Below are 23,991 nucleotides of genomic sequence, written 5' to 3'. Positions count from 1 at the left end.
CTTAATATATTTAAATACATTATATGAAAAACTTGCTTTTGCTTTTTATATCCCTGGGGATGATGGTTTCCTGTAAAAATGATCCTGGGAAAACAAACGAACAAATTGAAACGAAAAAGGACAGTCTTGCCCCAATAAGCAATGATATACTCGAATCTGCTGTGATTTATGAAGCTAATATTCGCCAGTATTCTCCGGAAGGAACTTTTGATGCTTTTACCAAAGATATTCCGCAGCTAAAAGAATTAGGGGTAAAAGTGATCTGGTTAATGCCGATGTATCCAATTTCAGAAAAGAATAGAAAAGCTACCGGTGGCAGGGATGTAGCAGACATTGAAGACCCGGAAGAGCGCAAGAAATACCTGGGGAGCTATTATTCAATCTCAGATTATTCCGCAGTAAATCCTGAGCATGGGAACATGGCAGATTTCGACGAACTGGTCCAGACTGCTCATGATAACGGGATGTATGTGATCCTGGATTGGGTTGCAAACCATACCGGCTGGGATCATCAATGGCTTACAGATCATAAGGATTGGTATACTCAGAATGAAAAAGGAGAAGTGGTAGACCCCATTAATGACGAAACCGGAGAATCCTGGGGTTGGACAGATGTGGCAGATCTAAATTTCGATAACCAGGAAATGCGAAAGGCCATGATAGATGAAATGCTGTTCTGGGTCAGGGAACACGATGTAGATGGGTTTAGAGCAGATGCAGCTCACTCTGTCCCAACAGATTTCTGGGAAACAGCTGCGGAAGAGATCAGGAAAGAAAAGCCGGTTTTAATGTTAGCTGAAGCCGAAAGTCCTAAAGATCTTTTTCATGCTGCATTCGAAATGGGATATAACTGGGAAGGCCATCATATTCTGAATAGCATTGCAAAAGGAGAAAAAACGGCAAAAGACTGGGATGATTATATGAAAAAGGTGGATTCGACTTTTCAAGATGACGATTACCTGATGAACTTTGTAACCAATCATGATGAGAACTCCTGGGCAGGTACGGTGAAGGAGAGAATGGGGGATGCCTCAGAAACTATGCTTGCATTAACCTACACGCTTCCAGGAATGCCCCTAATCTATAGTGGTCAGGAATATGATATGGATAAAAGGCTCCTGTTTTTCGAAAAGGATACTATTCCAAAGACTAAAGGGAAGGTTTACCCTCTTTTGGAAAAATTAGGAGAATTGAAAAATAATAATCCGGCTTTGCATGGAGCAAAAGAAGCAGCAAGTTATACCGATGTTGAAACTTCTGATGAAGAAAAGGTATTAGCGTTTAGAAGAGAGAAGGATGGTGAAGTTTTATATTACGTTGCAAACATGAGCAGCAAGCCGGTGACCTTTACTGCTGATTTTCAAGGCGAATTTATGGATTATATGAGCGATTCAGCCATCTCAATTAATCAAGGCCAGGAAATGCAATTTGAACCCTGGGAGTATAAAATTTTGATAAATAAGTAATTAAACTCATAAATATTTGCAAAAAGCCACTTTATAGTGGCTTTTTTTATTAGTTATTAACCGAAAACGTTTTAGTTTTTTCCGAAATTAGGTAGTTGGCTTTAAAGAAGTTAGTTTTGAGGTAAATGGTTGAAAATATTAAAAACATCGCAGTTTTAACTTCCGGGGGAGATGCTCCGGGAATGAATGCTGCAATCAGAGCAGTCGTTCGTGCTTGTTCTTTTTATAATTTAGAATGCACCGGCGTATATAGAGGTTATCAGGGACTTATCGAAGCCGATTTCGAAACCCTCGATGCCCGTTCTGTAAGGAACATCATAAATAAGGGAGGTACTTTTCTTAAATCTACCCGTTCAGAAGAATTTAAAACTACCGAAGGCAGAACAAAAGCCTACAATAATCTTAAGGCTAACAATGTTGATGCCCTGATCGTTATTGGAGGTGACGGTACTTTTACCGGTGGGCAACTCTTCAGTAAGGAATTTAAATTCCCCATAGTAGGTATACCTGCAACCATAGATAATGATATTAATGGAACAGATTATACCCTGGGGTATGATACTGCTTTAAACACGGTGGTGGAGGCGATCGATAAAATTCGCGATACTGCCAGTTCACATAACCGGCTTTTCCTTATCGAAGTTATGGGAAGAGATGCCGGTGATATTGCTTTAAATAGTGGTATTGGTGCGGGAGCCGAAGAAATACTCATACCTGAAGAAAATTTAGGGGCAGAAAGGTTGATCGAATCTCTGCGGAAGAGTAAGAAATCGGGAAAGACTTCCAGTATCATAGTCGTGGCTGAAGGAGAAAAAAGTGGAAAGAACATATTTGAGCTGGCTACTTATATAGAAGAGAATATGGATGAATATGAGGTCAGGGTTTCTGTTCTGGGCCATATTCAGAGAGGTGGCTCCCCAAGCTGTTTTGACCGTGTGTTGGCAAGTAAGCTAGGTGTAGGTGCCGTGGAGGCATTAATGAACCATAAAACAGAAATTATGATAGGTATACATCACCAGAAAGTGGTGCATGTAGATCTTGTTACCGCGATCAAAGGTGACGCAAAAATTGATAAAGAACTAAGAAGGGTGGCAGACATCACTTCTGTTTAATTAAAAACCAGAGAAATGAGTACTAAAATTGGAATTAACGGATTTGGGCGTATTGGAAGGATTGCTTTCCGAATTGCTGCTCAAAATGATAATGTAGAAGTTGTAGCTATTAATGATCTTCTTGATGTAGATCACCTGGCATATTTATTAAAGTACGATTCTGTACATGGAAAGTATAAAGGTTCTGTCGAGGTTAAAGACGGCAACCTGTTTGTAGACGGAAATAAAATACGTGTAACTTCAGAAAAGAACCCTGCAGACCTTAAATGGGGCGATGTTGGAGCTGAGGTTATTCTTGATTGTACGGGTATCTTTACCGATAAGGATAATGCCAAAGCACATTTAGACGCGGGAGCGCGAAAAGTAGTGATATCAGCACCTTCTAAAACAGCTCCAATGTTTGTAATGGGAGTGAATCATAAGGATGTAACGGCAGACGACCATATCGTTTCTAACGCCTCTTGTACTACCAACTGTCTTGCACCACTTGCAAAAGTGATCGATGACGAATTTGGTTTGGTAGAAGGGTTAATGACTACCGTGCATGCGACTACCTCTACACAATTCACTGTTGATTCACCTTCCAGAAAGAATTTTAGATTAGGAAGAAGCGCTATGGCGAATATCATTCCTAGCTCTACTGGTGCGGCCGTAGCGGTAACCAAAGTGATTCCTTCTTTAAAAGGAAAACTTACCGGGATGGCTTTTCGTGTTCCTACCACAGATGTTTCAGTAGTAGATCTAACGGTACGTACAGAGAAAAGTACTTCCTACGATGAGATCAAGGCAGCTTTCAAAAAAGCTTCAGAAGGTGCTTTTAAAGGGGTGATCGCTTATACAGAAGAAGAAGTGGTAAGTCAGGATTTCGTCTCAGATGCTCACACTTGTAACTTTGATGCCGGCGCAGGAATTGCACTTAACGACAATTTCTTCAAGTTGATCGCCTGGTATGATAATGAGTATGGTTACTCTGCGAAACTTGTCGATCTGGCTGCACACGTAGCTTCACTATAATATTTTTAAATCTGATAAAGCACAGATTCCATAGATTAAGTCGTAACTTTATTCTGATGAACTGTGCTTATTTCTGGTTTTAATTAATCATAAGAAAAATGATTTTAATAGCTGATGGAGGTTCCACCAAATGTGACTGGATACTTCTGAATAATGAGGGTGACCAGGTTTTTAAAACCAGGACTAAAGGGCTTAATCCGGCGGTTTTCAAGGAGCCGGTGCTGGAAGAAAGACTTGCTGAAAACCCTGAACTTGCCGAGGTAAGGGATCAGGTAGAAAAAGTTCATTTCTACGGGGCTGGATGTGGAACTCCCACACCTACAGAATTATTGAAAAGTATTATTGGTAATTATTTTACCAATGCAGATGAAATTCTGGTAAAGGAAGATATGGTTGCAGCGGTATATGCCGCAACTACTGAGCCTGGAATAGTATGTATCCTGGGAACAGGTTCCAATAGTTGTTATTATGACGGCGAGAATATTCATCAGGCTGTTGCTTCACTGGGTTACATCCTTATGGATGAGGCCAGTGGGAATTATTTCGGGAAAAGGTTAATTCGTGATTATTATTATAAACGAATGCCTCCGGAAGTAGCTGAAAGTTTTGAAAAGAAATTCGATCTTAATTCAGATACAATTAAGATGAACCTTTATCGAAAAGAAAACCCTAATACCTACTTGGCTCACTTTGCTGAATTCATTTTCACGAACGAGCGCAATGGTTATTTTTACAAATTACTGCACGAAGGATTGACAGATTTTGTTCATTCACGTGTTCTCGCATATCCACAGGTGACTTCTGTCCCGGTCCATTTTATCGGGACCATCGCCTTTTTTAGTGAAGATATCATTAGGGCTGTTCTGCAGCCTTATGGCATAGAATTAGGGAATATCGTAAGAAGGCCTATTGATGCTCTTATAGAATACTACCGGCAGAATGTGATCAAGGTTTCTTAAACAATTTTAATTTATTTGTTGAATGGCTTGCGGAAACGCAGGCCTTTTTTGTTATCAGGTGCTATTTTCAGGTTTTAATTACCTGTAAATCAAAATAATAAGTTAAATTAACAAGCCTAAAATATATTCATGCAAAAAGCTTCTGAAATCTTAAGAAATTGTGGTCCTGAGATTATTGAAAATTGGGAATCCAAAGTAAAGGAAGAGATACCGGCAGCTTATAATTCCAGTAATCTTGCTTTAAGAAATCAACTTCCTAAATTACTGGAAGATTTTGCAGATATTATTGAGCGTTATACAGATAAACAGGAACTTCAACATGAGGAAAAGTTTGAAGAGATCATTAAGAATAGTTTAGAGCATGGTCGGCACCGGGCTACATCCTCCCACTATACGGTAACGCAAATTCTCAAAGAATATATCATTTTTCACCGCGTTCTTACAGAAACACTTGTGAATAATTCCCTTTATACGACAGAGGTAGGTATAATTTTGAAATATACCCTTGAAACTTCAATGCTCAATTCTGCAGGTTCATTTACAGAATCCTTGCAGGATATGCGGGAGAAATTAATTGGAACCCTGGCCCACGACATTAGAAATCCAATTACTGCGGCATATTTCGCCCTGGATATCATCAGCCCGACAGATAATGCTGAAAGGATCATGAAATTGAAAAAAATGGGATTAGGAAGTCTCCGTAAATCTTTAGAAATGCTCGAAGGCCTGCTGGATGCCATTACCGTTAAAGCCGGGGAAGGAATTTCCCTTAATTTTTCTGAGATCGACATTTTAAAAGAATTGAAATGGGTGTATAAAGAAGCTTCAGAGATTTATTCTAATGAAATAATTCTGGAGACAGGTAAGGATAAGATTATTGGAATCTTTGATGGTACAGCCATAAGAAGAGTCATAGAAAACCTGGTTACGAATGCGGTTAAATATGGATCCCGAAATTCTCCGGTCAGGATATTGGTAGAGTCCAATAATGATGAAGTTATTATAAAAATTCATAATGAAGGAAAACCTATACCGGTGGAAGATCAGGATGAAATTTTTGAATTTCTAAGTCGTGGTGCAGTTAAAAGTGATTCTACTTTAGAAAGCTGGGGTATGGGTCTTACATTGGTGAAAAGTGTAGCCAGGGCCCATGGCGGAAATGTCCAACTGGAAAGCAACGAAGTAAATGGAACCACCTTTTCCTTACTTCTTAAAAAATATGCAAACAAACCTGGTAAAGTCCGAACTGAACTCAATTATTCAGAAAATTGATCTGAAGCATTAAAAAGTACATCCCTACACACTTGTTCGTGTGACCTCCAGAATTTATTAATTATCAAGAAATTCAATATGCTGGTAAAGGTATATGGTAGTGCGGTATTTGGCGTGGAGGCAACTACAATAACGGTGGAAGTAAATATCGCCTCAGGAATTGGTTATCACCTGGTAGGTCTTCCCGATAATGCGGTAAGAGAATCCAGTTATAGAATTGCGGCCGCCCTTCAGAATAACAAGTATAAACTACCCGGTAAAAAGATTATAATCAATATGGCTCCGGCAGATCTCCGGAAGGAAGGTTCTGCTTATGACCTGACTTTTGCTATTGGAATTCTGTCTGCTTCAGGGCAGATCAAAGCTTTAAATATTGACCAGTATATAATTATGGGAGAGCTATCACTGGATGGCAGCCTTCAACCCATTAGAGGAGCATTACCAATTGCCATACAGGCAAAAAAGGAAGGCTTTAAAGGATTTATTCTGCCCGAGCAAAATGCGCGGGAAGCGGCAATAGTGGCCGGGCTGGAGGTGTATGGAGTAAACAATATTACCCAGGTCATCAATTTTTTCGACAAGGGATTGGATTTAGAGAGGACAGAGATCAATACAAGGGAAACTTTCTACAATAGTCTGGATAACCTTGAATTTGATTTCGCAGACGTCAAGGGACAGGAGTCTATAAAAAGATGTATGGAAATTGCCGCTGCGGGCGGTCACAATATAATTCTCATTGGTCCTCCGGGAGCAGGAAAAACAATGCTGGCCAAGCGGCTGCCCACTATTTTACCACCAATGACCCTGCAGGAAGCGCTGGAAACCACAAAAATACATAGTGTAGCAGGGAGGATCAGGGATAATGTTGGTTTAATGGCCCAGCGACCCTTCCGCAGTCCTCATCATACGATTTCTGATGTAGCTTTAGTCGGCGGAGGAGCATATCCACAGCCCGGAGAGATTTCACTTTCTCATAACGGGGTTTTGTTTCTTGATGAACTGCCAGAATTTAAAAGAGGTGTGTTGGAAGTAATGCGACAACCTCTGGAAGACCGTGAGGTTACTATTTCCAGAGCGAAATTTACAGTTACCTATCCTTCCAGTTTTATGCTTGTCGCCAGTATGAATCCAAGTCCGGGAGGTTATTTTAATGATCCCGGATCTCCCGCGACCTCTTCCCAATATGAAATGCAACGTTATTTAAGTAAGATAAGCGGCCCCTTACTAGACAGGATCGATATTCATATTGAAGTAACTCCGGTACCATTTGAAAAATTAAGTGAAGAACGCAAAGGCGAGAGCAGTATAAACATTAGAAAAAGGGTAACCCGGGCCAGGGAGATACAGACCAACAGGTTTAAGGAAATTGAGCATATACATTATAACGCACAAATGGGTCCCAGACAGATAAGAGAATTTTGCAAAATGGATGAGGTTTCCAAAAATCTTCTCAAAACCGCCATGGAACGCTTAAATCTGTCTGCCAGAGCGTATGACCGGATATTGAAAGTAGCCCGGAGCATTGCAGATCTTGAGCATAATGAAAATATTAAAGCAGATCATATTAGCGAGGCGATCCAGTATAGAAGTCTTGATCGGGAGGGTTGGTTAGCCTGAATATCTTGAGGTTTAATTAACTAAACCTATCAGGCTTTTTTATATTTTTGGAAAGACCTTAAAAACCAATCTCAATTAACCCAATTCGATGAAAAGATTTTTTTTAGTTATTCTCTGCCTTGGAGTAATTTCCTGCAAAGGGGATAAATCTAACGAAACCGAAAATAATAAAACCTCCACAGATAGTATTGATGTTGAAGCTTTGCTGCCAGATGGACTGGCAACTTCAGAGCCCGTTATTCTCGATGTTGAGGAGGCGAATAAGCTGGTAGAATTACCTCTCGGGTGTATCGCTACAGAATATCCAAATAAATTAGGTCAAACCCTGGAGAACAAGGAGGCGATGGGCGAGCCCCATGAGTTGCATCCTGCTTTTTATGGCTGCTTCGACTGGCATTCATCTGTTCATGCACATTGGTCTTTAGTTAGCTTGCTAAAACAATTTCCGAAACTCGAAAAAAAAGAAACCATTCGTGAAACTTTGAAAAATTCTCTGTCATCAGAAAATATCCAGGGTGAATTGGAATATTTCAATCGGGCAGAGAGTGGTTCTTTTGAGCGTACTTATGGCTGGGCCTGGTTACTTCAACTTGCTGAGGAATTGAGAACCTGGGAGGATCCATTGGGACAGGAATTAGCAAATAACCTGCAACCTTTGACAGATTATATAGTGCAGGAGTATATTGAGTTTTTACCTAAATTGAACTATCCTATAAGAGTTGGTGAACATACAAATACCGCTTTTGGATTAACCCTCGCATACGATTATGCTAATGCTACCGGAAATGAAGAATTTCTGGAAGCCATTAAGAAAAGGGCGCAGGATTTTTATTTAAAAGACGATAATTGTCCTGTATCCTGGGAGCCGGGTGGATATGACTTTCTTTCTCCATGTCTTTCTGAAATTGATATTATGAGACGCGTATTGCCTAAAAATGCGTTTAGCCTGTGGATGGACGACTTCATGCCACAAATGAAAAAGAAGGATTTTGAAATGGAAGTGGGAGAGGTATCAGATCGTACAGATGGGAAACTAGTGCATCTTGACGGCCTCAACTTTAGCAGGGCATGGGTGTTATATGGTCTGGCCAACCAGTATCCGCAACAATTCGGGCATTTAAAAACATTGGCTAACGAACATGTGGCGTATTCATTCCCAAATGTGGTTGGTGATAGTTATGAAGGAGGTCACTGGCTGGGAACATTTGCAATTTATGCTTTACAGGAAGCTCAGGCTAAAGTAAAGCAGTGAGAAAATTTCTGAATAATTTAGGGCCAGGGATTCTGGTGAGCGCTGCCTTTATAGGGCCTGGTACGGTGACTATTTGCAGTATTGCAGGCGTAACCTTTGGGTATTCCTTATTGTGGGCACTGCTTATCTCGATTTTTGCCTGTATTATACTTCAGGAAATGTCTGCGAGACTTGGTCTTATTTCAGGAAAAGGTCTTAGCGAATGTATTCGGGATGAAATGAAAAATCCTGTGGTGAGGATTTTCACGCTATTTTTAATATTTTCTGCTATAGTAATAGGGAATGCTGCTTATGAAGCAGGAAATATTTCTGGAGCTGTTCTGGGTTTAGAGTCTGTCTTTTTCTCGGTTAACTTTGAAATTGCAGGGATAAAGCTCAATATCTGGAGTCTGGTAATTGGTGGTTTTGCCTTTACATTACTGTATCTGGGGAGTTATAAAAAACTTGAAAAGATCTTTATCGGCCTGGTTTTGCTTATGAGTTTGTCATTCATAGTTACAGCGGTATTAACCCGACCTGTAATTAGTGAGGTATTATCTGGTTTTGTTCCGGGTTCCCTGGATAGTGGTATTCTCACTATTATCGCCCTGGTTGGAACTACGGTAGTGCCATATAACCTCTTTCTTCATGCCTCCCTGGTAAGCGAAAAGTGGCAGGGAGCGGGAAACCTGGGTATAGTAAGAAAGGAACTTGTATTCTCTTTGATCCTGGGTGGCCTCGTCTCAATGGCAATCGTAGTATGTGCTGCAGCTTCTCAAATAGATAAAATAGAAAATGCAGCAGATCTGGCTTTGGGTCTTGAGCCCTTATTTGGAAATTCTGCCACGCTATTTATTTCCATAGGCTTACTGGCTGCAGGAGTTACTTCGTCTATTACTGCGCCTCTGGCCGCAGCTTATGTGGTAAAGGGGTGTTTAGGATGGAAAGGTGGTATGCAGTCTAAAAAGTTTAAAGCTGTTTGGATGATAATCATTTTTCTTGGGATACTTTTTTCGTCCTTAGGAATTAAGCCTGTGGAAATTATCCAGTTTGCGCAAATTGCTAATGGGTTGGTATTACCAATCATTGCTATTTTCTTATTTTGGATTGTGAATCAGGGATCTCTGCTCGGTGTTCATAGGAATAGTCTTACGCAGAACCTCGTAGGTTTACTGGTCATTGCCCTATCTGTCTTTCTTGGAATAAAGTCTATTTATAGCGTGGTTCAAAATCTTTAATTCAACCATTATGCAAAATTCTATTCATATTAATTGTGACCTTGGGGAAGGTTCAGATTTTGATGAGCAGTTAATGCCCCTGGTATCTGCCTGTAATATTGCTTGCGGGGGGCATGCCGGTAACCTGGAAACTATGCACAGGACGGTTAGACTGGCCATGGAGCATAAAGTGGAGATAGGAGCACATCCTTCATATCCCGATAGGAAAAATTTTGGCCGGAATCATCTGGAAATGTCCCATAAAGATCTCAGGTTATCCATCGAAGGTCAGGTGTTAAGTTTAAAGCAGATCGCAGAATCTGAAGGAGCGATTATGGATCATGTGAAACTTCATGGAGCCCTTTATAATGATGCAGCCAGAGATGAAAATATTGCGAAAATCATTGTAGAATGTTTACAGGAATTTGGTGATAATTTCAAATTATATGTTCCCCTCAATTCCAAAATATCTGAATTTGCCATGGGGAAATTCGATCTGGTTTTCGAAGCTTTTGCAGACCGTAACTACCGGCAAGATTATACCCTGGTTCCAAGAGGAGAAAATCACGCTGTACTTAGCGAAAAAGAGAAGGTTTTTAATCATGTTTTTTCCATGTATAAAGAAGGTGAAATTATCACCGTGAATGGTGAAAAACTACCTTGTAATGCTGATACATTTTGTGTGCATAGCGATACTAAGTCCTCCCTGGAAATTCTAAATTTTTTACATAAAAAATTTGCAGAAAAAGGAATAAGAATTAAGAACGCCTAATGCCGGATTACCCTAAAATATCAGCTTTTGGAGACCGCTCTTTTTTGATTGATTTTGGTGGCGGAATAGGGGAGGAAACGCTTAAAAAAGTTCTTTTTTATAAAAATATACTGGAAAATGAAAGAATTAAAGAAAAGGTTGAAATAACGAATACATATAACTCATTATTAGTAAGTTACGAGTTAGCTATAGAGGATGTCTATGGTGAGTTTTTGAGGCTAAATAGCCTATTTAGTGAGGCTAAGATACCAAAAAACAACAACTATAAAACTTTTAATGTTCCGGTTTGTTATGACGCTGATTTTGGCTGGGATCTTGATTTCATTTCTGTAAGGAAAAACCTAAGGGTTGAAGAAATAATCAGGTTGCATACTGCACCCGTTTATCAAATTTATTTCATAGGATTTCTACCCGGATTTTTATACCTGGGTGGACTTGATCCACAACTTCAAATTTCCAGGAAAAAGACCCCCCGTAAATTGGTCGAAAAAGGTTCGGTTGGAATAGGTGAAAATCAAACCGGGATCTATCCAAAAAACAGTCCGGGAGGATGGCAAATTTTAGGCAGATCTCCACTTAAATTATTCGATAAAAATGAAGATCTGCCATGTCCGTTTTCTGCCGGTGATAAAATAAAATTCTTTGCGGTTTCTCGAGAAGAATATGATCGTATCCATAAGGAAATAAACGAAGGGAATTACGAACTCAAATTTGAAGATCATCATGGCTGAAATTGAAGTTATACAACCGGGATTGTTTTCAAGTATTCAGGATCTGGGAAGATTTGGATATCAAAAATTCGGGGTTCCTCAAAGTGGGGTCATGGATAGATATGCCATGCGTATTTGTAATATGATCCTGGGGAATTCTCAGGATACCGCGGTTATGGAAATTACCATGCAGGGCCCTGAATTGAAATTTTCTGCATCGGCCTATATCTATATGTGTGGAGCCGATATTTCTCCAAAATTGAATTCTGAAGTAGTTCCGCAAAAGGAAATTATTACAATCAAGCCGGGCGATATATTAAAATTTGGTAGACTTAAAAGAGGATTTCGCGCTTATCTGGGAATTCGCGGAGGATTTAATACGCAGGAAGTTTTAGGAAGTAAGAGTTGGTATGAAGGCTTAACCGATGAATTCCGTCTAAAAAAAGGAATGCTATTGGAATATGATCATAGTAACTTTAAAGATGCTAATACATTTTCTTCACTTAAAATAGAAATGGATTATTTAGAATCTCAGAACATAGAAGCATACCCAGGTCCCGAATTCGAAAAATTATCTCCAAAGCAAAAAGAAGAATTGTTTGATACAGAATTCACTTTAGACCAAAGCAGTAACAGAATGGCTGTTCAGTTTAATCAGGAATTGTATAATGATCTGGAACCAATTATTACAGCTCCTGTTGTTCCGGGAACGGTACAATTAACGCCTTCCGGAAAACTTATCGCTCTTATGAGAGATTGTCAAACCACAGGAGGATATCCCAGAATTTTACAGCTTTCTGAAAATGGAATACAAACTATATCTCAAAAAATACCCGGTGAGATGATTAGGTTTAGGAAAAAGGAGTATCCGCATTTCCACAAATAAAAAAGTGCCACCGCGGTTTTATGCTATAGAAAAGACCCTACTCAGAACTATAACTAACCTTGGATAGCACTTTTTTGCCCCAAAACACTTTAGCTTTACTAAAATGACTGAGACAAATATAGCCTGCAACTTCATGGGTGGAAAGGGGAATTTTCCCCTTTCTTCAATCTTAAACCGAAATTAACCTGAAGAAATTATATTTTTAACCACCTCTAAACCAACCAAATCATTTATAATGGAAAAACCTGAAAACTGTATTCCAAGATCAGAGGCACATGAACTATCTGAAACTTGGTGGAATTCACGTGGCAAGGCTATCGAGAATGCCGTAAAACATAAAGATGTCTGTGCAGTTAATTTTAGCATTGCAGAGTTGGAAGACTACCTTGCCTATGTGAAGGAGAATTCAAAAGATGTGAATGACCCGGGAATCTCTATCTGGATGGGAACCTACCCGGAGGATGATGAAAAAGTTCCGGAAAAGAAAAAAGGATATAGTACTGTTTTTCTGTCTCCTACCAGGAAGAAGGCACCAGGGACTTATGAAGAAGGTGAAAATGATTTTGAGGAGAACGAAGAAATAGATCCAATGAATGGCGGTAGTGGGTTATGGCCTCCTGGAGTTTATTAAATATAAATTTTATTTGAAACCTAACCCCCTTGAGTAAGTGATCGAATTTATTATAAAAAACAAGATATATGTTACCTATATCTTTGAATTTTTAGCCGCAGTGGCGGGAATGTTTTATCTTACAAAAATTGCCAGGCCTAAGCCCGGAGTTAAGATTTTTGTCTATTACCTGTGTTTCATATTTTTTGCAGATGTCTTCGGAATTTACGCTGTCTGGGCGTATTATGATAATTATGAGACTTTACCATTTTTAAAGGATTCACCTCTACATCGAAACTTTTGGTGGTTTAATTTGCTTCATGTCGTCATATTTGTTTTCTATTCCCAACTTTTCATTAGGCAGTTGATTAAGAGGAAAATGTCTGCAATGCGAAGATGGCTAAAAATAGGAGTATACCTATTTGTTGTATATAGCATAGTTTGCTTTTCCACTTTCGGAGATTTTTTATATGATTATGATATTAGTGTGATCATTCTAAGTGCCTTCTTTATAATGATTTGTATAGGTGCATATTATTATGATATTCTTACTTCAGATAAAATCCTGAAATTCAATAAAGATGTAGTATTTTTTATTTCAGTTGGAATCTTAATCTATCAGCTTTGTATAATTCCAATACAGATCTACACCTCCTATTTTAATACTGAAAATCCTGATTTTATTCACTTTTATGCAACAGTTTTACGCTATGGTAATATCTTCCTTTACTCCACATTTGCTATAGGATTTTTTATAGATTACAGGTATCAACGAGAGACCTATCACTCAAAGGAAAACCATATTTTTAGTGACTAAATATTATTATATATTTTATGTATACTTGTTTAGACTAATCAATCTATAGCATGCTTCGTAAAGAAGAAATTCTATTAATAATATATTTTATTCTGGTCATTCTTTTCCTGGCAGGTTTTACGGTTCTCTTCTTTATAACCTATCAAAGAAGAAAGAATAAGATCCTTAAGGAAAAATATGAGGCAGAGCAGAACTTTAAGGCTGAACTTTCTAATGTAAAGCTGGAAATACAGGAAGCTACTCTAAAAAATGTTAGCTGGGAACTGCATGACAACATTGGTCAATTGCTCGCTATTGCTAGTATGCAACTTAATATTCTGAGTAAAAAGGTTGACGAAGCAACTCATACAACGGTAAACGACGTAAAAGATCTTGTGGCTAATTCGCTTTCAGAAATCAGAGCCTTGTCAAGATCTTTGAATAATGAGGTAATAGATTATGTTGGTTTAGAGGCATCCGTAAAAAATGAAATTGAAAGATTTAACAGGCTGGCCGTCCTGGAAGCTAAAATAGAAATTAAGGGCACGCCATTTATGGTTTCACAGGAAGACAGTATTATATTATTCAGGATCATACAGGAATTTCTTTCCAATACAATAAAATATGCTTCCGCTTCAAAGCTACATGTAAACTTTATTTATGGCCGGGATGTTTTGAAGATCATAATCGAGGATAACGGTAAAGGTTTTAATATTGAAGAAACAAAAGCCGGTTCAGGCTTGCTTAATATGCGCAGCCGTGCCGAGATCATTAATGCTGGTTTCCTGCTGAAGTCTTCGCCTGGTAACGGAACTTACTTAACTTTGACCTATCCAACCAAGATCATAACCAATGAATAAGTCGATCATAATAGTTGACGACCATAAACTTTTTGCGCAGTCTCTTCAAATACTGGTGAATTCCTTTGATGGTTTCCATGTAGATCATGTATTCAAAAATGGTGAGGAATTAGTAAAGCATTTAGAAGAAGGTCCCGGCTCGCCAGATATTGTTCTTCTTGATATGCGAATGCCGGTGATGGATGGAATGCAAACCATGAAATGGCTAAAAGAAAATCATCCTGAACAAAAGGTACTTGCCTTAACTGTTGATCAGGAAGATGAAAGTATCATAAGAATGCTAAGATTGGGTTGTCGCGGGTATTTGCTCAAGGATATAGATCCTGAGGAGTTGGAACATGCCCTAAACGCTATAGATCGCACTGGATATTATTCAAACAAAACAATTTCTGATGCCTTAAGCCGCGAAGAAAGGCAAAAGAAGTATGAGGAGCTTACCAAACGGGAATTCGAATTCCTTAATCTGGCCTGCAGTGAAAAGACCTACAAGGCCATTGCAGACGAAATGAACCTGAGTCCCAAGACGGTGGAGAACTATCGTGAAAGCCTTTTCCAAAAGCTTCATGTGAAGAGCAGGGTAGGGCTTGTGATCTATGCCATTAAGGAAGGCTTGATGGAGGTTTAATAATTTAAGAATACTTTAATTCAATTCTTCCTTGCAACTATTTTAAACTGCGCAAACTACAGTATCTTCGTATTTAAAAATTAAGGTGTGATAGATTCAGCAAAAATAGAACTAAGGAACTTACGCGTTAAAGATTATGAGGAACTAAAGATTTCCATGGTCAAGAGTTATCAGGCAATGCCAGATGAATACTGGAGCAAGGGAGAGATCAAAACCCTGGTTAATAAATTTCCTGAAGGCCAGTTATGTATCGTTATAGATAACCGAATTGCCGGTTGTGCCTTATCTATCATTGTGGATTATGATAAATTTGATGACAACCACAATTACGAACAGATTATAGGGGGAGAAAATTTCTCTACTCATACAAAGAATGGGAATGTACTCTACGGCATAGATGTTTTTATACACCCTGAATTTCGGGGGATGCGTCTTGGTCGAAGACTTTATGAGGCACGAAAAGAGCTTTGTGAACATCTTAATCTGAAAGCTATAATATTTGGAGGCAGGATTCCCAATTATGCGAAATATGCCTCAGAGCTAACTCCAAAAAAATATATTGAAAAAGTCAAATTACAGGAGATCCACGATCCAGTCCTGTCTTTCCAATTGAATAATGACTTTCATGTTAAAAAGGTGATCACAGGATATTTACCGGGGGATCATGAAAGTAAGGAATTTGCTACTTTGATGGAATGGAATAATATTTATTATACCAAGCCTCAAAAGCTGGTGAATACTACTAAGACGGTAGTAAGGTTAGGCCTGGTGCAATGGCAAATGCGCCTTTTCAAAGATTATGAGGCACTGGTCTCACAGATCGAATTTTTTGTGGATGCCGTTAGTAATTATCAGAGCGATTTTATATTGTTTCCAGAGCTGTTCAATGCGCCTTTAATGGCTCAGTTTAATCATTTATCAGAGCCGGAGGCAATTCGTGGACTGTCAGAATATACAGAGCGATTACTGGAGACCTTCAGAGAATTTGCGATTAATTACAATATCAACATTATCACCGGTAGTATGCCGCAGCCAATTGGAGAGCATATGTATAATGTGGGGTATTTATGTAGAAGGGATGGTAGTTATGAAAGGTATGAAAAACTGCATATCACTCCGGCAGAGGAAACAGCCTGGGGGATGAAAGGCGGAAATAAACTGGAAACCTTTGATACAGATTGTGGAAAGATCGGGGTTCTAATATGTTATGATATAGAGTTCCCGGAAGTGTCCAGGATCCTTGCAGAAGAAGGAATGAACATTCTCTTCGTACCCTTCATGACAGATACTCAGAATGGATATTCCAGGGTGAAAATATGTGCTCAGGCCAGGGCTGTTGAGAATGAATGTTATGTTGCTATGGCCGGATCAGTGGGCAACCTGCCGAAAGTAGATAATATGGATATTCAGTACGCGCAAAGTGCTGTACTAACCCCTTCAGATTTTGCGTTTCCGGTAAATGGGATCAAGGCTGAAGCGACTCCAAACACCGAAAGTACTTTGCTCGTAGATGTAGACCTGGATCTCTTAAAAGAGCTGCATAATTTTGGTAGCGTTCGAAATATGAAAGACAGAAGAAAAGACCTGTATTCACTTAAAAAGAAGAAATAAAGTAATCAATACCCGTCCATAAAAGGACGAATTGATAAGAGGCCATCAGGAATGATGGCTTTTTTGTTTTACCACCCGTCAGAAAATTAAAACCCAATTATTAGCTATCGTAATAACGATAGTCGTAACCTACTGTAAATCAAATAATTAAGTTTGTGTAGCTGTAGTTGGAAGTAATTCGGTACCAGTATAGAAAAGACAGGCCTGTACTTATCAAACTATTTTTAATTCTTATTGAAACCGAAACAAATTAAATGAACACCAAATACAGCAGCAAAATAACCCAAAGTGATTCGCAACCTGCTTCGCAGGCAATGCTTCACGCAATTGGACTAAATAGAGAAGATCTCAAAAAACCATTTGTGGGAATAGGAAGTACCGGTTATGAAGGTAATCCCTGTAATATGCACCTGAACGATCTTGCTAAAGAAGTTAAAAAAGGAACTCAGAATGCAGGCTTGAATGGACTCATTTTTAACACCATTGGGGTGAGTGATGGTATTTCCATGGGTACGCCGGGAATGCGCTATTCGCTTCCTTCCAGGGATATTATCGCAGATTCCATGGAAACGGTGGTGGCCGGAATGTCTTATGACGGGCTGGTGACTGTTGTTGGTTGCGATAAGAATATGCCCGGAGCATTAATGGCTATGTTAAGATTAAACCGACCGTCAGTTTTGGTTTATGGGGGTACTATCGCCTCGGGTTGCCATAATGGTAAAAAACTGGATGTGGTTTCCGCTTTTGAAGCCTGGGGATCTAAGGTTTCCGGGGAAATGCAGGAAGAAGAATACCAGGCGGTCATAGAAAAAGCCTGCCCCGGTGCAGGAGCTTGTGGAGGAATGTATACTGCCAATACCATGGCTTCAGCAATTGAAGCATTGGGGATGAGCCTTCCTTTCAATAGTTCCAATCCGGCGACCGGACCCGAAAAAGTTCAGGAAAGTATTAAGGCAGGACAGGCAATGGAATATTTGCTGGAAAATGATCTGAAACCAAAGGACATCGTGACGGCCAAGTCATTTGAAAATGCCGTGCGTTTACTCACGGTGCTGGGAGGTTCTACCAACGCGGTACTGCACTTTTTAGCGATCGCCAAAGCAGCCGATATCAGTTTTGGATTAAAAGATTTTGAGAGGATATGTGAAGAGACGCCATTTCTGGCAGATCTCAAGCCCAGCGGAAAGTATCTAATGGAAGACATTCATAGGATAGGAGGAATTCCCGCGGTTATGAAATATATGTTGGAAAAAGGATTACTTCATGGCGAATGTATGACCGTGACCGGGAAAACTATTGCTGAAAACCTTGAAAATGTTGATCCTTTGCCTTTCGACCAGGATGTAATTCATCCTGTAGAAAAACCTATCAAAGCCACCGGACATATCAGAATTCTATACGGTAATCTGGCTTCTGAAGGTTCCGTCGCTAAAATAACGGGTAAGGAAGGATTGAAATTTACAGGAAAGGCCAGAGTTTTTAATGGTGAATTTGAAGCTAACGAAGGGATTTCCTCCGGTAAGGTTCAAAAAGGAGACGTAGTCGTCATTCGCTATGAGGGCCCCAAAGGAGGGCCGGGAATGCCCGAAATGCTGAAACCTACTTCAGCGATCATGGGCGCTGGTCTTGGAAAAGAAGTCGCCCTTATTACAGACGGAAGATTTTCAGGGGGAACCCACGGTTTTGTAGTGGGTCATATCACTCCAGAAGCTCAGGAAGGTGGGCTTATAGGACTTCTTAAAGATGGTGACGAGATCAGTATCAATGCTGAAACCAACAGGATCGAAGCGCATTTAAGCGATGAAGAAATTAGTGAAAGACAGAAAGCCTGGAAAGCGCCTGCTTTTAAGGTAAACGGAGGTGTACTCTATAAATACGCAAAAACAGTGGCATCAGCTTCACAGGGATGTGTTACAGATGAATTTTAATACGGTGAATTATGCAGGTAAAGACAGCAAGTTTCGAAAAAGAGAAAACAAAAGCTAAAACGACTGTTTCGGGAGCCGAAGCAGTGATTAAATGTTTGCTTGAAGAAGGTGTGGAGACAATTTACGGTTATCCCGGAGGGGCAATTATGCCTGTCTACGATGAATTGTATAAATATCAGAAGGAAATTCACCATGTGCTCACCAGGCATGAACAGGGCGCCACACATGCAGCCCAGGGATATGCACGCGTTTCGGGAAAAGTTGGTGTTGCCATTGCCACATCGGGCCCCGGAGCAACCAACCTGGTTACCGGAATTGCTGATGCACAAATAGATTCTACCCCAATGGTATGCATTACCGGGCAGGTGGGATCACATTTACTGGGAAGCGATGCTTTCCAGGAAACCGATATTGTTGGTATTTCCACGCCTATTACCAAATGGAACTACCAGGTAACTAAGGCTGAAGAAATTCCGGAAGTAATGGCGAAGGCCTTTTATATCGCTAAATCTGGAAGACCAGGGCCAGTGCTTATAGATATTACCAAAGATGCCCAGTTTGCCTCGTTGGAATTCAGTTATAAGAAATGTTCCGGAATTAGAAGTTATAAGCCTTACCCGGAGCTGAACCTGCTTGAAGTTGAAAGAGCTGCCGAGGTGATTAATAATGCAAAAAAGCCAATGATAGTATGGGGACAGGGAGTAATTCTTGGAGGAGCAGAAGATCTGTTTAAACAAGTAGTTGAAAAAGCAGGTATCCCGGCAGCATGGACTATTCTGGGTCTTTCGGCATTACCAACAGATCACCCGCTGAATGTGGGAATGGTTGGGATGCATGGAAATTACGGGCCTAATATGCTTACCAACGAATGTGATGTTTTGATCGCCATTGGGATGAGGTTCGATGACCGGGTAACCGGAAATCTGGAAAAATACGCTAAACAGGCCAAAGTGATCCATTTCGAAATAGATCCTGCCGAGATCAATAAAAATGTACATGCAGACTACCCGGTTCTGGGTGACGTGAAAGAAAGCCTGAAAGCTTTGCTGGAACTTTTAGAGCCTAATTCTCATGAGGAATGGCACCAGAAGTTCAAGGATATGTATAAGACCGAGTATGAAAAGGTCATTAAAGGCAACCTTGATGTAAATAAAAAGGACCTTGGTATGGCTGAGGTTATTCAGGAAATAAATACGCAGTCCAAGGGAGACGCTATCATTGTTTCCGACGTTGGCCAGCACCAGATGGCCGCTTGCAGATATGCAAAATTCAATGGCACTCGAAGCAATGTGACTTCCGGCGGATTAGGAACCATGGGGTTTGCGCTTCCGGCAGCTATTGGTGCTAAAATGGCCAAGCCAGAAAGGGAGGTTGTTGCCGTGATTGGTGATGGCGGTTACCAGATGACCATACAGGAATTAGGAACTATTTTTCAGACTAAGGTTCCCGTGAAAATTGTGCTTTTGAACAATGGATTCCTGGGAATGGTAAGACAGTGGCAGCAATTATTTTTCGACAAACGATACGCATCCACCACTATGGTAAATCCAGACTTTATAACCATCGCCAAAGGATACCATATCAAAGCAAAACAGGTGAATGATAGGAGTCAGTTAGAAGAAGCTGTAAAGGAAATGATGGAATCTGAGGAGGCTTATTTCCTTGAAGTGAAAGTTGAACAGGAAGAAAATGTGTTCCCAATGATTCCAACGGGAGCAGCAGTTTCAGACATATTATTAGAGTAATGGAAAAAAATAATTATACAGTATCAATATATACCGAGAATAACCTTGGTTTATTGAGCAGGATAGCGGCCATTTTCTTAAAAAGGCACATCAATATTGAGAGTATCACCGCTTCGCCTAGTGAGGTGACTGAAGTGATGCGGTTTATCATCATTGTGAATGTGACCGAGGAACAGATTAAAAAGATCGTGGGCCAGATCGAGAAACAAATAGAAGTGATCAAGGCATTTTATCACACCGATGCTGAAACCATCTATCAGGAAACCGCTCTTTATAAGATTAAGTCTCAGGACTTTTTAGACGATCATAATATTCAGGACTTCATTAAGGAAACCAATGCCCGCATTGTGACAGTTACCAAGGAATTTTTCGTGATCGAAAAGACCGGAAAACGAACTGAGGTAGATGCTCTTTACGAAACATTGAAACCTTATGGATTGATGCAATTTGTAAGATCTGGAACCATCGCGGTAACAAAAAATGAAATGCCTATTTCAGGCATACTAGAAAAATTTAATACAACAAACTCATTATCATGACCAACTATTTTAACAGCCTTTCTAAAGCTGAAAAACAAGATCAATTAGGAACCTGTCGTTTCATGGAACTGGATGAATTCAGTAATGGAGCAGAAGCCCTGTATGGTAAGAAAATAGTCATCGTGGGCTGCGGCGCCCAGGGTCTCAACCAGGGACTCAATATGCGCGACAGCGGACTCGATATTTCATACGCTTTAAGAGAAGGAGCGATCAAGGAAAAGCGCCAGTCGTGGAAAAATGCCACTGAAAATGATTTCAAAGTGGGTACTTATGAAGAACTGGTTCCAGAAGCAGACCTGGTGATCAATCTAACTCCAGACAAGCAACATACTTCTGTAATCAAAGCTATTCAGCCTCATTTGAAAAAAGGAGCGGTACTTTCTTATTCCCATGGTTTCAATATCGTGGAGGAGGGAATGAAGATCCGTGAAGATGTGACCGTGATCATGGTCGCACCTAAATGTCCGGGATCTGAAGTTCGTGAAGAATATAAAAGAGGTTTTGGAGTACCTACGCTTATCGCCGTGCATCCTGAAAATGACCCTCAAGGCATTGGCCTTGAATGGGCAAAAGCCTATGCTTACGCCACCGGTGGTCATAGGGCAGGAGTACTGGAATCTTCTTTCGTTGCTGAAGTGAAATCAGATCTTATGGGTGAGCAAACCATTCTTTGTGGAGTGCTTCAAACAGGCTCAATTTTGACTTTCGATAAGATGGTTGCCGAAGGAGTAGATCCAAACTATGCTGCGAAATTGATTCAGTATGGCTGGGAAACTATTACGGAAGCATTGAAACATGGCGGAATCACTCAGATGATGGATCGCCTTTCTGATCCTGCAAAATTGAGAGCTTATGAAATTTCCGAAGATCTTAAGAAAACCATGCGCCCATTATTTCAAAAGCATATGGATGATATCATATCCGGAGAATTCAGCAGTCGCATGATGAAAGACTGGGCGAATGACGATAATGAATTGCATACCTGGCGAGCTGAAACCGAGAACACCGCTTTTGAAAAGACCGAAGCGACTTCTAAAGAGATCAGCGAACAGGAATATTTCGATAAGGGAGTATTGCTCGTCGCTTTTGTAAAGTCTGGAGTGGAGCTGGCTTTCGAGACCATGGTAGATGCAGGAATCATTGAAGAATCGGCTTATTATGAGTCCCTTCATGAAACTCCGCTTATCGCAAATACCATCGCCCGAAAGAAATTGTATGAGATGAACCGGGTAATTTCAGATACAGCTGAATATGGTTGTTACCTGTTTGATCATGCTGCAAAACCTTTGATCAAGGATTATGTGAATTCTCTTGAGCCTGAAGTTGCCGGCAAGAAATTTGAAGGTGCAAATGTTGATGAGCAGAAACTGGAAAAAGTTAATGAGGAAGTAAAAAATCATCCTGTTGAGGAGGTTGGAGCTAAATTAAGATCTGCGATGACCGCAATGAAGAAAATATACGCGTAATGAATACTTTGCTGGAAAAAGATAAAACATATATACCAAGCCTTGAAGCCGTTAAACAGGCTGCTGAAAGAATTTCCAAAGTTGTTTTAAAAACTCCTTTAGCCGAATCCTTTACTTATAGCAAACGCTTTGAGGCCAATGTCATGCTGAAAAGAGAAGACCTGCAACAGGTAAGATCTTATAAAATTCGGGGTGCTTATAACAAGATTTCCAGCTTACCGCAAGAGCAATTAAAAAAGGGAGTAATCTGTGCCAGTGCAGGGAATCACGCCCAGGGAGTTGCTTTTGCCTGTAATAAATTAAAGGTTAAGGGAGTAATTTATATGCCCGGAACTACTCCAAAACAAAAGGTTGAGCAAACCCAGATGTTTGGAGGAGAATGGATTGATGTGGTTCTTAAAGGAGATACTTATGACGATTCTTTTAAGAGTGCAATGAAGCAGATGGAAGAGCAGGGCCTTGTATTTATTCATCCATTTGATGATGAAAAAGTAATAGAAGGCCAGGCGACCATAGCTTTGGAAATTTTAGAACAGGCTGATGAACCTATAGATTATATTTTTGCTCCTCTTGGAGGCGGTGGATTACTTGCCGGGGTTTCATCCATATTCAAGGAACTATCGCCTAATACCAAGATCATAGGTATAGAACCTCAAGGAGCACCTTCGATGAAAACTTCCTTACGGGAAGGTAAAGTTGTAGAACTAGAGAATATCGAGCGGTTTGTAGATGGTGCTTCTGTTCAGAAAGTTGGTGCCAGGAATTTCGCGATCTGTAAAAAGAACCTCGACGAAATGATCACGGTTCCCGAAGGGAAGATTTGCCAGACCATTCTTGATCTTTATAACCAGGATGCGATGGTGGTAGAGCCAGCCGGAGCAATGGCTATTTCAGCATTAGACCTTTATTCAGAAAAAATTAAAGGTAAGAATGTGGTATGTATCGTTAGCGGAAGCAATAACGATATCATCAGGATGGCTGAAATTAAGGAAAGAGCTCTTTTATATTCAGGATTGAAGCATTATTTCGTGGTGGTATTTCCTCAGAGAGCGGGTGCTTTAAAAGAGTTTGTGGCTAAAGTTCTTGGACCTAATGATGATATAACTCATTTTGAATATTCTAAAAAGCACAATAGATCTAACGGACCTGCGGTGGTTGGGATAGAGTTAAAAGATCCAAACGACTTTAAACCACTGGTAGATAGAATGAAAAAGAAGAATTTTTACGGGGAATATCTAAACGATAATCCAAATTTATTTCAATTTTTAATCTAGTAAGTGCTTGCAGGTTAAAATTTTATGTACATTTGAAATATGATTTTTATCAAACAAATAATATTACCCCGTTTCAATGTCAGGCCCCGCCGCCGCTTCTAGGTTGTGCCCCTGAAATCCTTTTCCATTAATATTATTTGATTTTTTCCATTTTGAAATACTTAAACAGCATAGCATATAACCTTAATATCAGAGCATTTTCTGATGTTACTTCTCTGCGTCGCCGTTTCCCCCGCACGTAAGTGCGTCTATATATCTATGGAACTTAGGTGAGTCCGGTT

21 protein-coding genes are annotated in these 23,991 nt (G+C 40.0%); all 21 read left to right on the top strand.

The window, feature by feature from the left end:
- The first annotated feature begins 23 nt into the window (after window positions 1-23).
- The 21 genes from FGM01_RS07265 (at window position 24) to ilvA (ending at window position 23,710) form a co-directional block, all read left to right on the top strand.
- Window positions 24-1,466 carry an alpha-amylase family glycosyl hydrolase gene (locus FGM01_RS07265; RefSeq protein ID WP_143410494.1) on the top strand — a complete coding sequence of 481 codons (1,443 nt, stop codon included), beginning with the start codon at window positions 24-26 and terminating at the stop codon, window positions 1,464-1,466.
- 125 nt (window positions 1,467-1,591) lie between these two features.
- Complete coding sequence (gene pfkA, locus FGM01_RS07260; protein WP_143410493.1) at window positions 1,592-2,578, top strand: 6-phosphofructokinase; 987 nt, start codon at window positions 1,592-1,594, stop codon at window positions 2,576-2,578.
- Window positions 2,579-2,593: 15 nt separating this feature from the next.
- Window positions 2,594-3,592: a type I glyceraldehyde-3-phosphate dehydrogenase gene (gap, locus tag FGM01_RS07255; protein ID WP_143410492.1), complete on the top strand. Its 999-nt coding sequence runs from the start codon at window positions 2,594-2,596 to the stop codon at window positions 3,590-3,592.
- Window positions 3,593-3,690: 98 nt separating this feature from the next.
- Window positions 3,691-4,551 carry a BadF/BadG/BcrA/BcrD ATPase family protein gene (locus tag FGM01_RS07250; RefSeq protein ID WP_143410491.1) on the top strand — a complete coding sequence of 287 codons (861 nt, stop codon included), beginning with the start codon at window positions 3,691-3,693 and terminating at the stop codon, window positions 4,549-4,551.
- 129 nt (window positions 4,552-4,680) lie between these two features.
- Complete coding sequence (locus tag FGM01_RS07245; RefSeq protein ID WP_143410490.1) at window positions 4,681-5,823, top strand: sensor histidine kinase; 1,143 nt, start codon at window positions 4,681-4,683, stop codon at window positions 5,821-5,823.
- A 78-nt stretch (window positions 5,824-5,901) separates the two neighbouring features.
- The gene (locus FGM01_RS07240; RefSeq protein WP_143410489.1) at window positions 5,902-7,440 is read left to right on the top strand and encodes a YifB family Mg chelatase-like AAA ATPase; all 1,539 of its coding nucleotides are present in this window, start codon (window positions 5,902-5,904) and stop codon (window positions 7,438-7,440) included.
- An 88-nt stretch (window positions 7,441-7,528) separates the two neighbouring features.
- Window positions 7,529-8,692: a DUF2891 domain-containing protein gene (locus FGM01_RS07235; protein ID WP_143410488.1), complete on the top strand. Its 1,164-nt coding sequence runs from the start codon at window positions 7,529-7,531 to the stop codon at window positions 8,690-8,692.
- Window positions 8,689-9,909, top strand: a complete 1,221-nt coding sequence (locus FGM01_RS07230; RefSeq protein WP_143410487.1) for an Nramp family divalent metal transporter — start codon at window positions 8,689-8,691, stop codon at window positions 9,907-9,909. Before FGM01_RS07235 ends, FGM01_RS07230 begins: the two co-directional genes overlap by 4 nt.
- Before the next feature lie 10 nt (window positions 9,910-9,919).
- On the top strand, window positions 9,920-10,660 hold the full coding sequence (gene pxpA / locus FGM01_RS07225; protein ID WP_143410486.1) for a 5-oxoprolinase subunit PxpA: 741 nt from the start codon (window positions 9,920-9,922) through the stop codon (window positions 10,658-10,660).
- A complete protein-coding gene (gene pxpB, locus FGM01_RS07220) occupies window positions 10,660-11,391 on the top strand; it encodes a 5-oxoprolinase subunit PxpB (RefSeq protein ID WP_143410485.1) in 732 nt (243 codons plus the stop codon). The genes pxpA and pxpB overlap by 1 nt, the downstream gene beginning before the upstream one ends.
- Window positions 11,384-12,256 carry a 5-oxoprolinase subunit C family protein gene (locus tag FGM01_RS07215; protein WP_166435201.1) on the top strand — a complete coding sequence of 291 codons (873 nt, stop codon included), beginning with the start codon at window positions 11,384-11,386 and terminating at the stop codon, window positions 12,254-12,256. Before pxpB ends, FGM01_RS07215 begins: the two co-directional genes overlap by 8 nt.
- Window positions 12,257-12,491: 235 nt before the next feature.
- Complete coding sequence (locus FGM01_RS07210; RefSeq protein WP_143410484.1) at window positions 12,492-12,887, top strand: hypothetical protein; 396 nt, start codon at window positions 12,492-12,494, stop codon at window positions 12,885-12,887.
- A gap of 367 nt (window positions 12,888-13,254) precedes the next feature.
- Complete coding sequence (locus tag FGM01_RS07205) at window positions 13,255-13,683, top strand: hypothetical protein (protein ID WP_143410483.1); 429 nt, start codon at window positions 13,255-13,257, stop codon at window positions 13,681-13,683.
- A gap of 50 nt (window positions 13,684-13,733) precedes the next feature.
- The gene (locus tag FGM01_RS07200; protein WP_143410482.1) at window positions 13,734-14,522 is read left to right on the top strand and encodes a sensor histidine kinase; all 789 of its coding nucleotides are present in this window, start codon (window positions 13,734-13,736) and stop codon (window positions 14,520-14,522) included.
- Window positions 14,515-15,147 carry a response regulator transcription factor gene (locus FGM01_RS07195; protein ID WP_143410481.1) on the top strand — a complete coding sequence of 211 codons (633 nt, stop codon included), beginning with the start codon at window positions 14,515-14,517 and terminating at the stop codon, window positions 15,145-15,147. Before FGM01_RS07200 ends, FGM01_RS07195 begins: the two co-directional genes overlap by 8 nt.
- An 87-nt stretch (window positions 15,148-15,234) precedes the next feature.
- Window positions 15,235-16,758, top strand: a complete 1,524-nt coding sequence (locus FGM01_RS07190; RefSeq protein ID WP_143410480.1) for a carbon-nitrogen hydrolase family protein — start codon at window positions 15,235-15,237, stop codon at window positions 16,756-16,758.
- Between the two features lie 254 nt (window positions 16,759-17,012).
- The gene (ilvD, locus tag FGM01_RS07185) at window positions 17,013-18,686 is read left to right on the top strand and encodes a dihydroxy-acid dehydratase (RefSeq protein WP_143410479.1); all 1,674 of its coding nucleotides are present in this window, start codon (window positions 17,013-17,015) and stop codon (window positions 18,684-18,686) included.
- Window positions 18,687-18,697: 11 nt separating this feature from the next.
- Window positions 18,698-20,431: a biosynthetic-type acetolactate synthase large subunit gene (gene ilvB, locus FGM01_RS07180; protein WP_143410478.1), complete on the top strand. Its 1,734-nt coding sequence runs from the start codon at window positions 18,698-18,700 to the stop codon at window positions 20,429-20,431.
- The gene (gene ilvN, locus FGM01_RS07175) at window positions 20,431-20,970 is read left to right on the top strand and encodes an acetolactate synthase small subunit (RefSeq protein WP_208012717.1); all 540 of its coding nucleotides are present in this window, start codon (window positions 20,431-20,433) and stop codon (window positions 20,968-20,970) included. The genes ilvB and ilvN overlap by 1 nt, the downstream gene beginning before the upstream one ends.
- On the top strand, window positions 20,967-22,436 hold the full coding sequence (gene ilvC, locus FGM01_RS07170) for a ketol-acid reductoisomerase (RefSeq protein ID WP_143410476.1): 1,470 nt from the start codon (window positions 20,967-20,969) through the stop codon (window positions 22,434-22,436). The genes ilvN and ilvC overlap by 4 nt, the downstream gene beginning before the upstream one ends.
- Window positions 22,436-23,710, top strand: coding sequence for a threonine ammonia-lyase IlvA (gene ilvA, locus FGM01_RS07165; protein WP_143410475.1), 1,275 nt, complete (start codon window positions 22,436-22,438; stop codon window positions 23,708-23,710). Before ilvC ends, ilvA begins: the two co-directional genes overlap by 1 nt.
- The last annotated feature ends 281 nt before the right edge of the window (window positions 23,711-23,991 follow it).

This window comes from Christiangramia sabulilitoris (assembly GCF_007050985.1).
Taxonomy (GTDB): Bacteria; Bacteroidota; Bacteroidia; order Flavobacteriales; family Flavobacteriaceae; genus Christiangramia; species Christiangramia sabulilitoris.
The sequence above is the reverse complement of the archived record's forward strand: the minus strand, read 5'-3'. Positions and strand labels throughout refer to the sequence as shown.

Bases quoted from the DNA above. Each gene is read 5' to 3' on its own strand.
- FGM01_RS07240 (WP_143410489.1), top strand. From the start codon at position 5,902: ATGCTGGTAAAGGTATATGGTAGTGCGGTATTTGGCGTGGAGGCAACT.
- FGM01_RS07265 (WP_143410494.1), top strand. From the start codon at position 24: ATGAAAAACTTGCTTTTGCTTTTTATATCCCTGGGGATGATGGTTTCC.
- ilvB (WP_143410478.1), top strand. From the start codon at position 18,698: ATGCAGGTAAAGACAGCAAGTTTCGAAAAAGAGAAAACAAAAGCTAAA.
- pfkA (WP_143410493.1), top strand. From the start codon at position 1,592: ATGGTTGAAAATATTAAAAACATCGCAGTTTTAACTTCCGGGGGAGAT.
- FGM01_RS07250 (WP_143410491.1), top strand. From the start codon at position 3,691: ATGATTTTAATAGCTGATGGAGGTTCCACCAAATGTGACTGGATACTT.
- FGM01_RS07205 (WP_143410483.1), top strand. From the start codon at position 13,255: ATGCGAAGATGGCTAAAAATAGGAGTATACCTATTTGTTGTATATAGC.
- FGM01_RS07195 (WP_143410481.1), top strand. From the start codon at position 14,515: ATGAATAAGTCGATCATAATAGTTGACGACCATAAACTTTTTGCGCAG.
- FGM01_RS07235 (WP_143410488.1), top strand. From the start codon at position 7,529: ATGAAAAGATTTTTTTTAGTTATTCTCTGCCTTGGAGTAATTTCCTGC.
- pxpA (WP_143410486.1), top strand. From the start codon at position 9,920: ATGCAAAATTCTATTCATATTAATTGTGACCTTGGGGAAGGTTCAGAT.
- pxpB (WP_143410485.1), top strand. From the start codon at position 10,660: ATGCCGGATTACCCTAAAATATCAGCTTTTGGAGACCGCTCTTTTTTG.
- FGM01_RS07210 (WP_143410484.1), top strand. From the start codon at position 12,492: ATGGAAAAACCTGAAAACTGTATTCCAAGATCAGAGGCACATGAACTA.
- ilvC (WP_143410476.1), top strand. From the start codon at position 20,967: ATGACCAACTATTTTAACAGCCTTTCTAAAGCTGAAAAACAAGATCAA.
- FGM01_RS07200 (WP_143410482.1), top strand. From the start codon at position 13,734: ATGCTTCGTAAAGAAGAAATTCTATTAATAATATATTTTATTCTGGTC.
- ilvN (WP_208012717.1), top strand. From the start codon at position 20,431: ATGGAAAAAAATAATTATACAGTATCAATATATACCGAGAATAACCTT.
- gap (WP_143410492.1), top strand. From the start codon at position 2,594: ATGAGTACTAAAATTGGAATTAACGGATTTGGGCGTATTGGAAGGATT.
- FGM01_RS07245 (WP_143410490.1), top strand. From the start codon at position 4,681: ATGCAAAAAGCTTCTGAAATCTTAAGAAATTGTGGTCCTGAGATTATT.
- FGM01_RS07215 (WP_166435201.1), top strand. From the start codon at position 11,384: ATGGCTGAAATTGAAGTTATACAACCGGGATTGTTTTCAAGTATTCAG.
- ilvD (WP_143410479.1), top strand. From the start codon at position 17,013: ATGAACACCAAATACAGCAGCAAAATAACCCAAAGTGATTCGCAACCT.
- ilvA (WP_143410475.1), top strand. From the start codon at position 22,436: ATGAATACTTTGCTGGAAAAAGATAAAACATATATACCAAGCCTTGAA.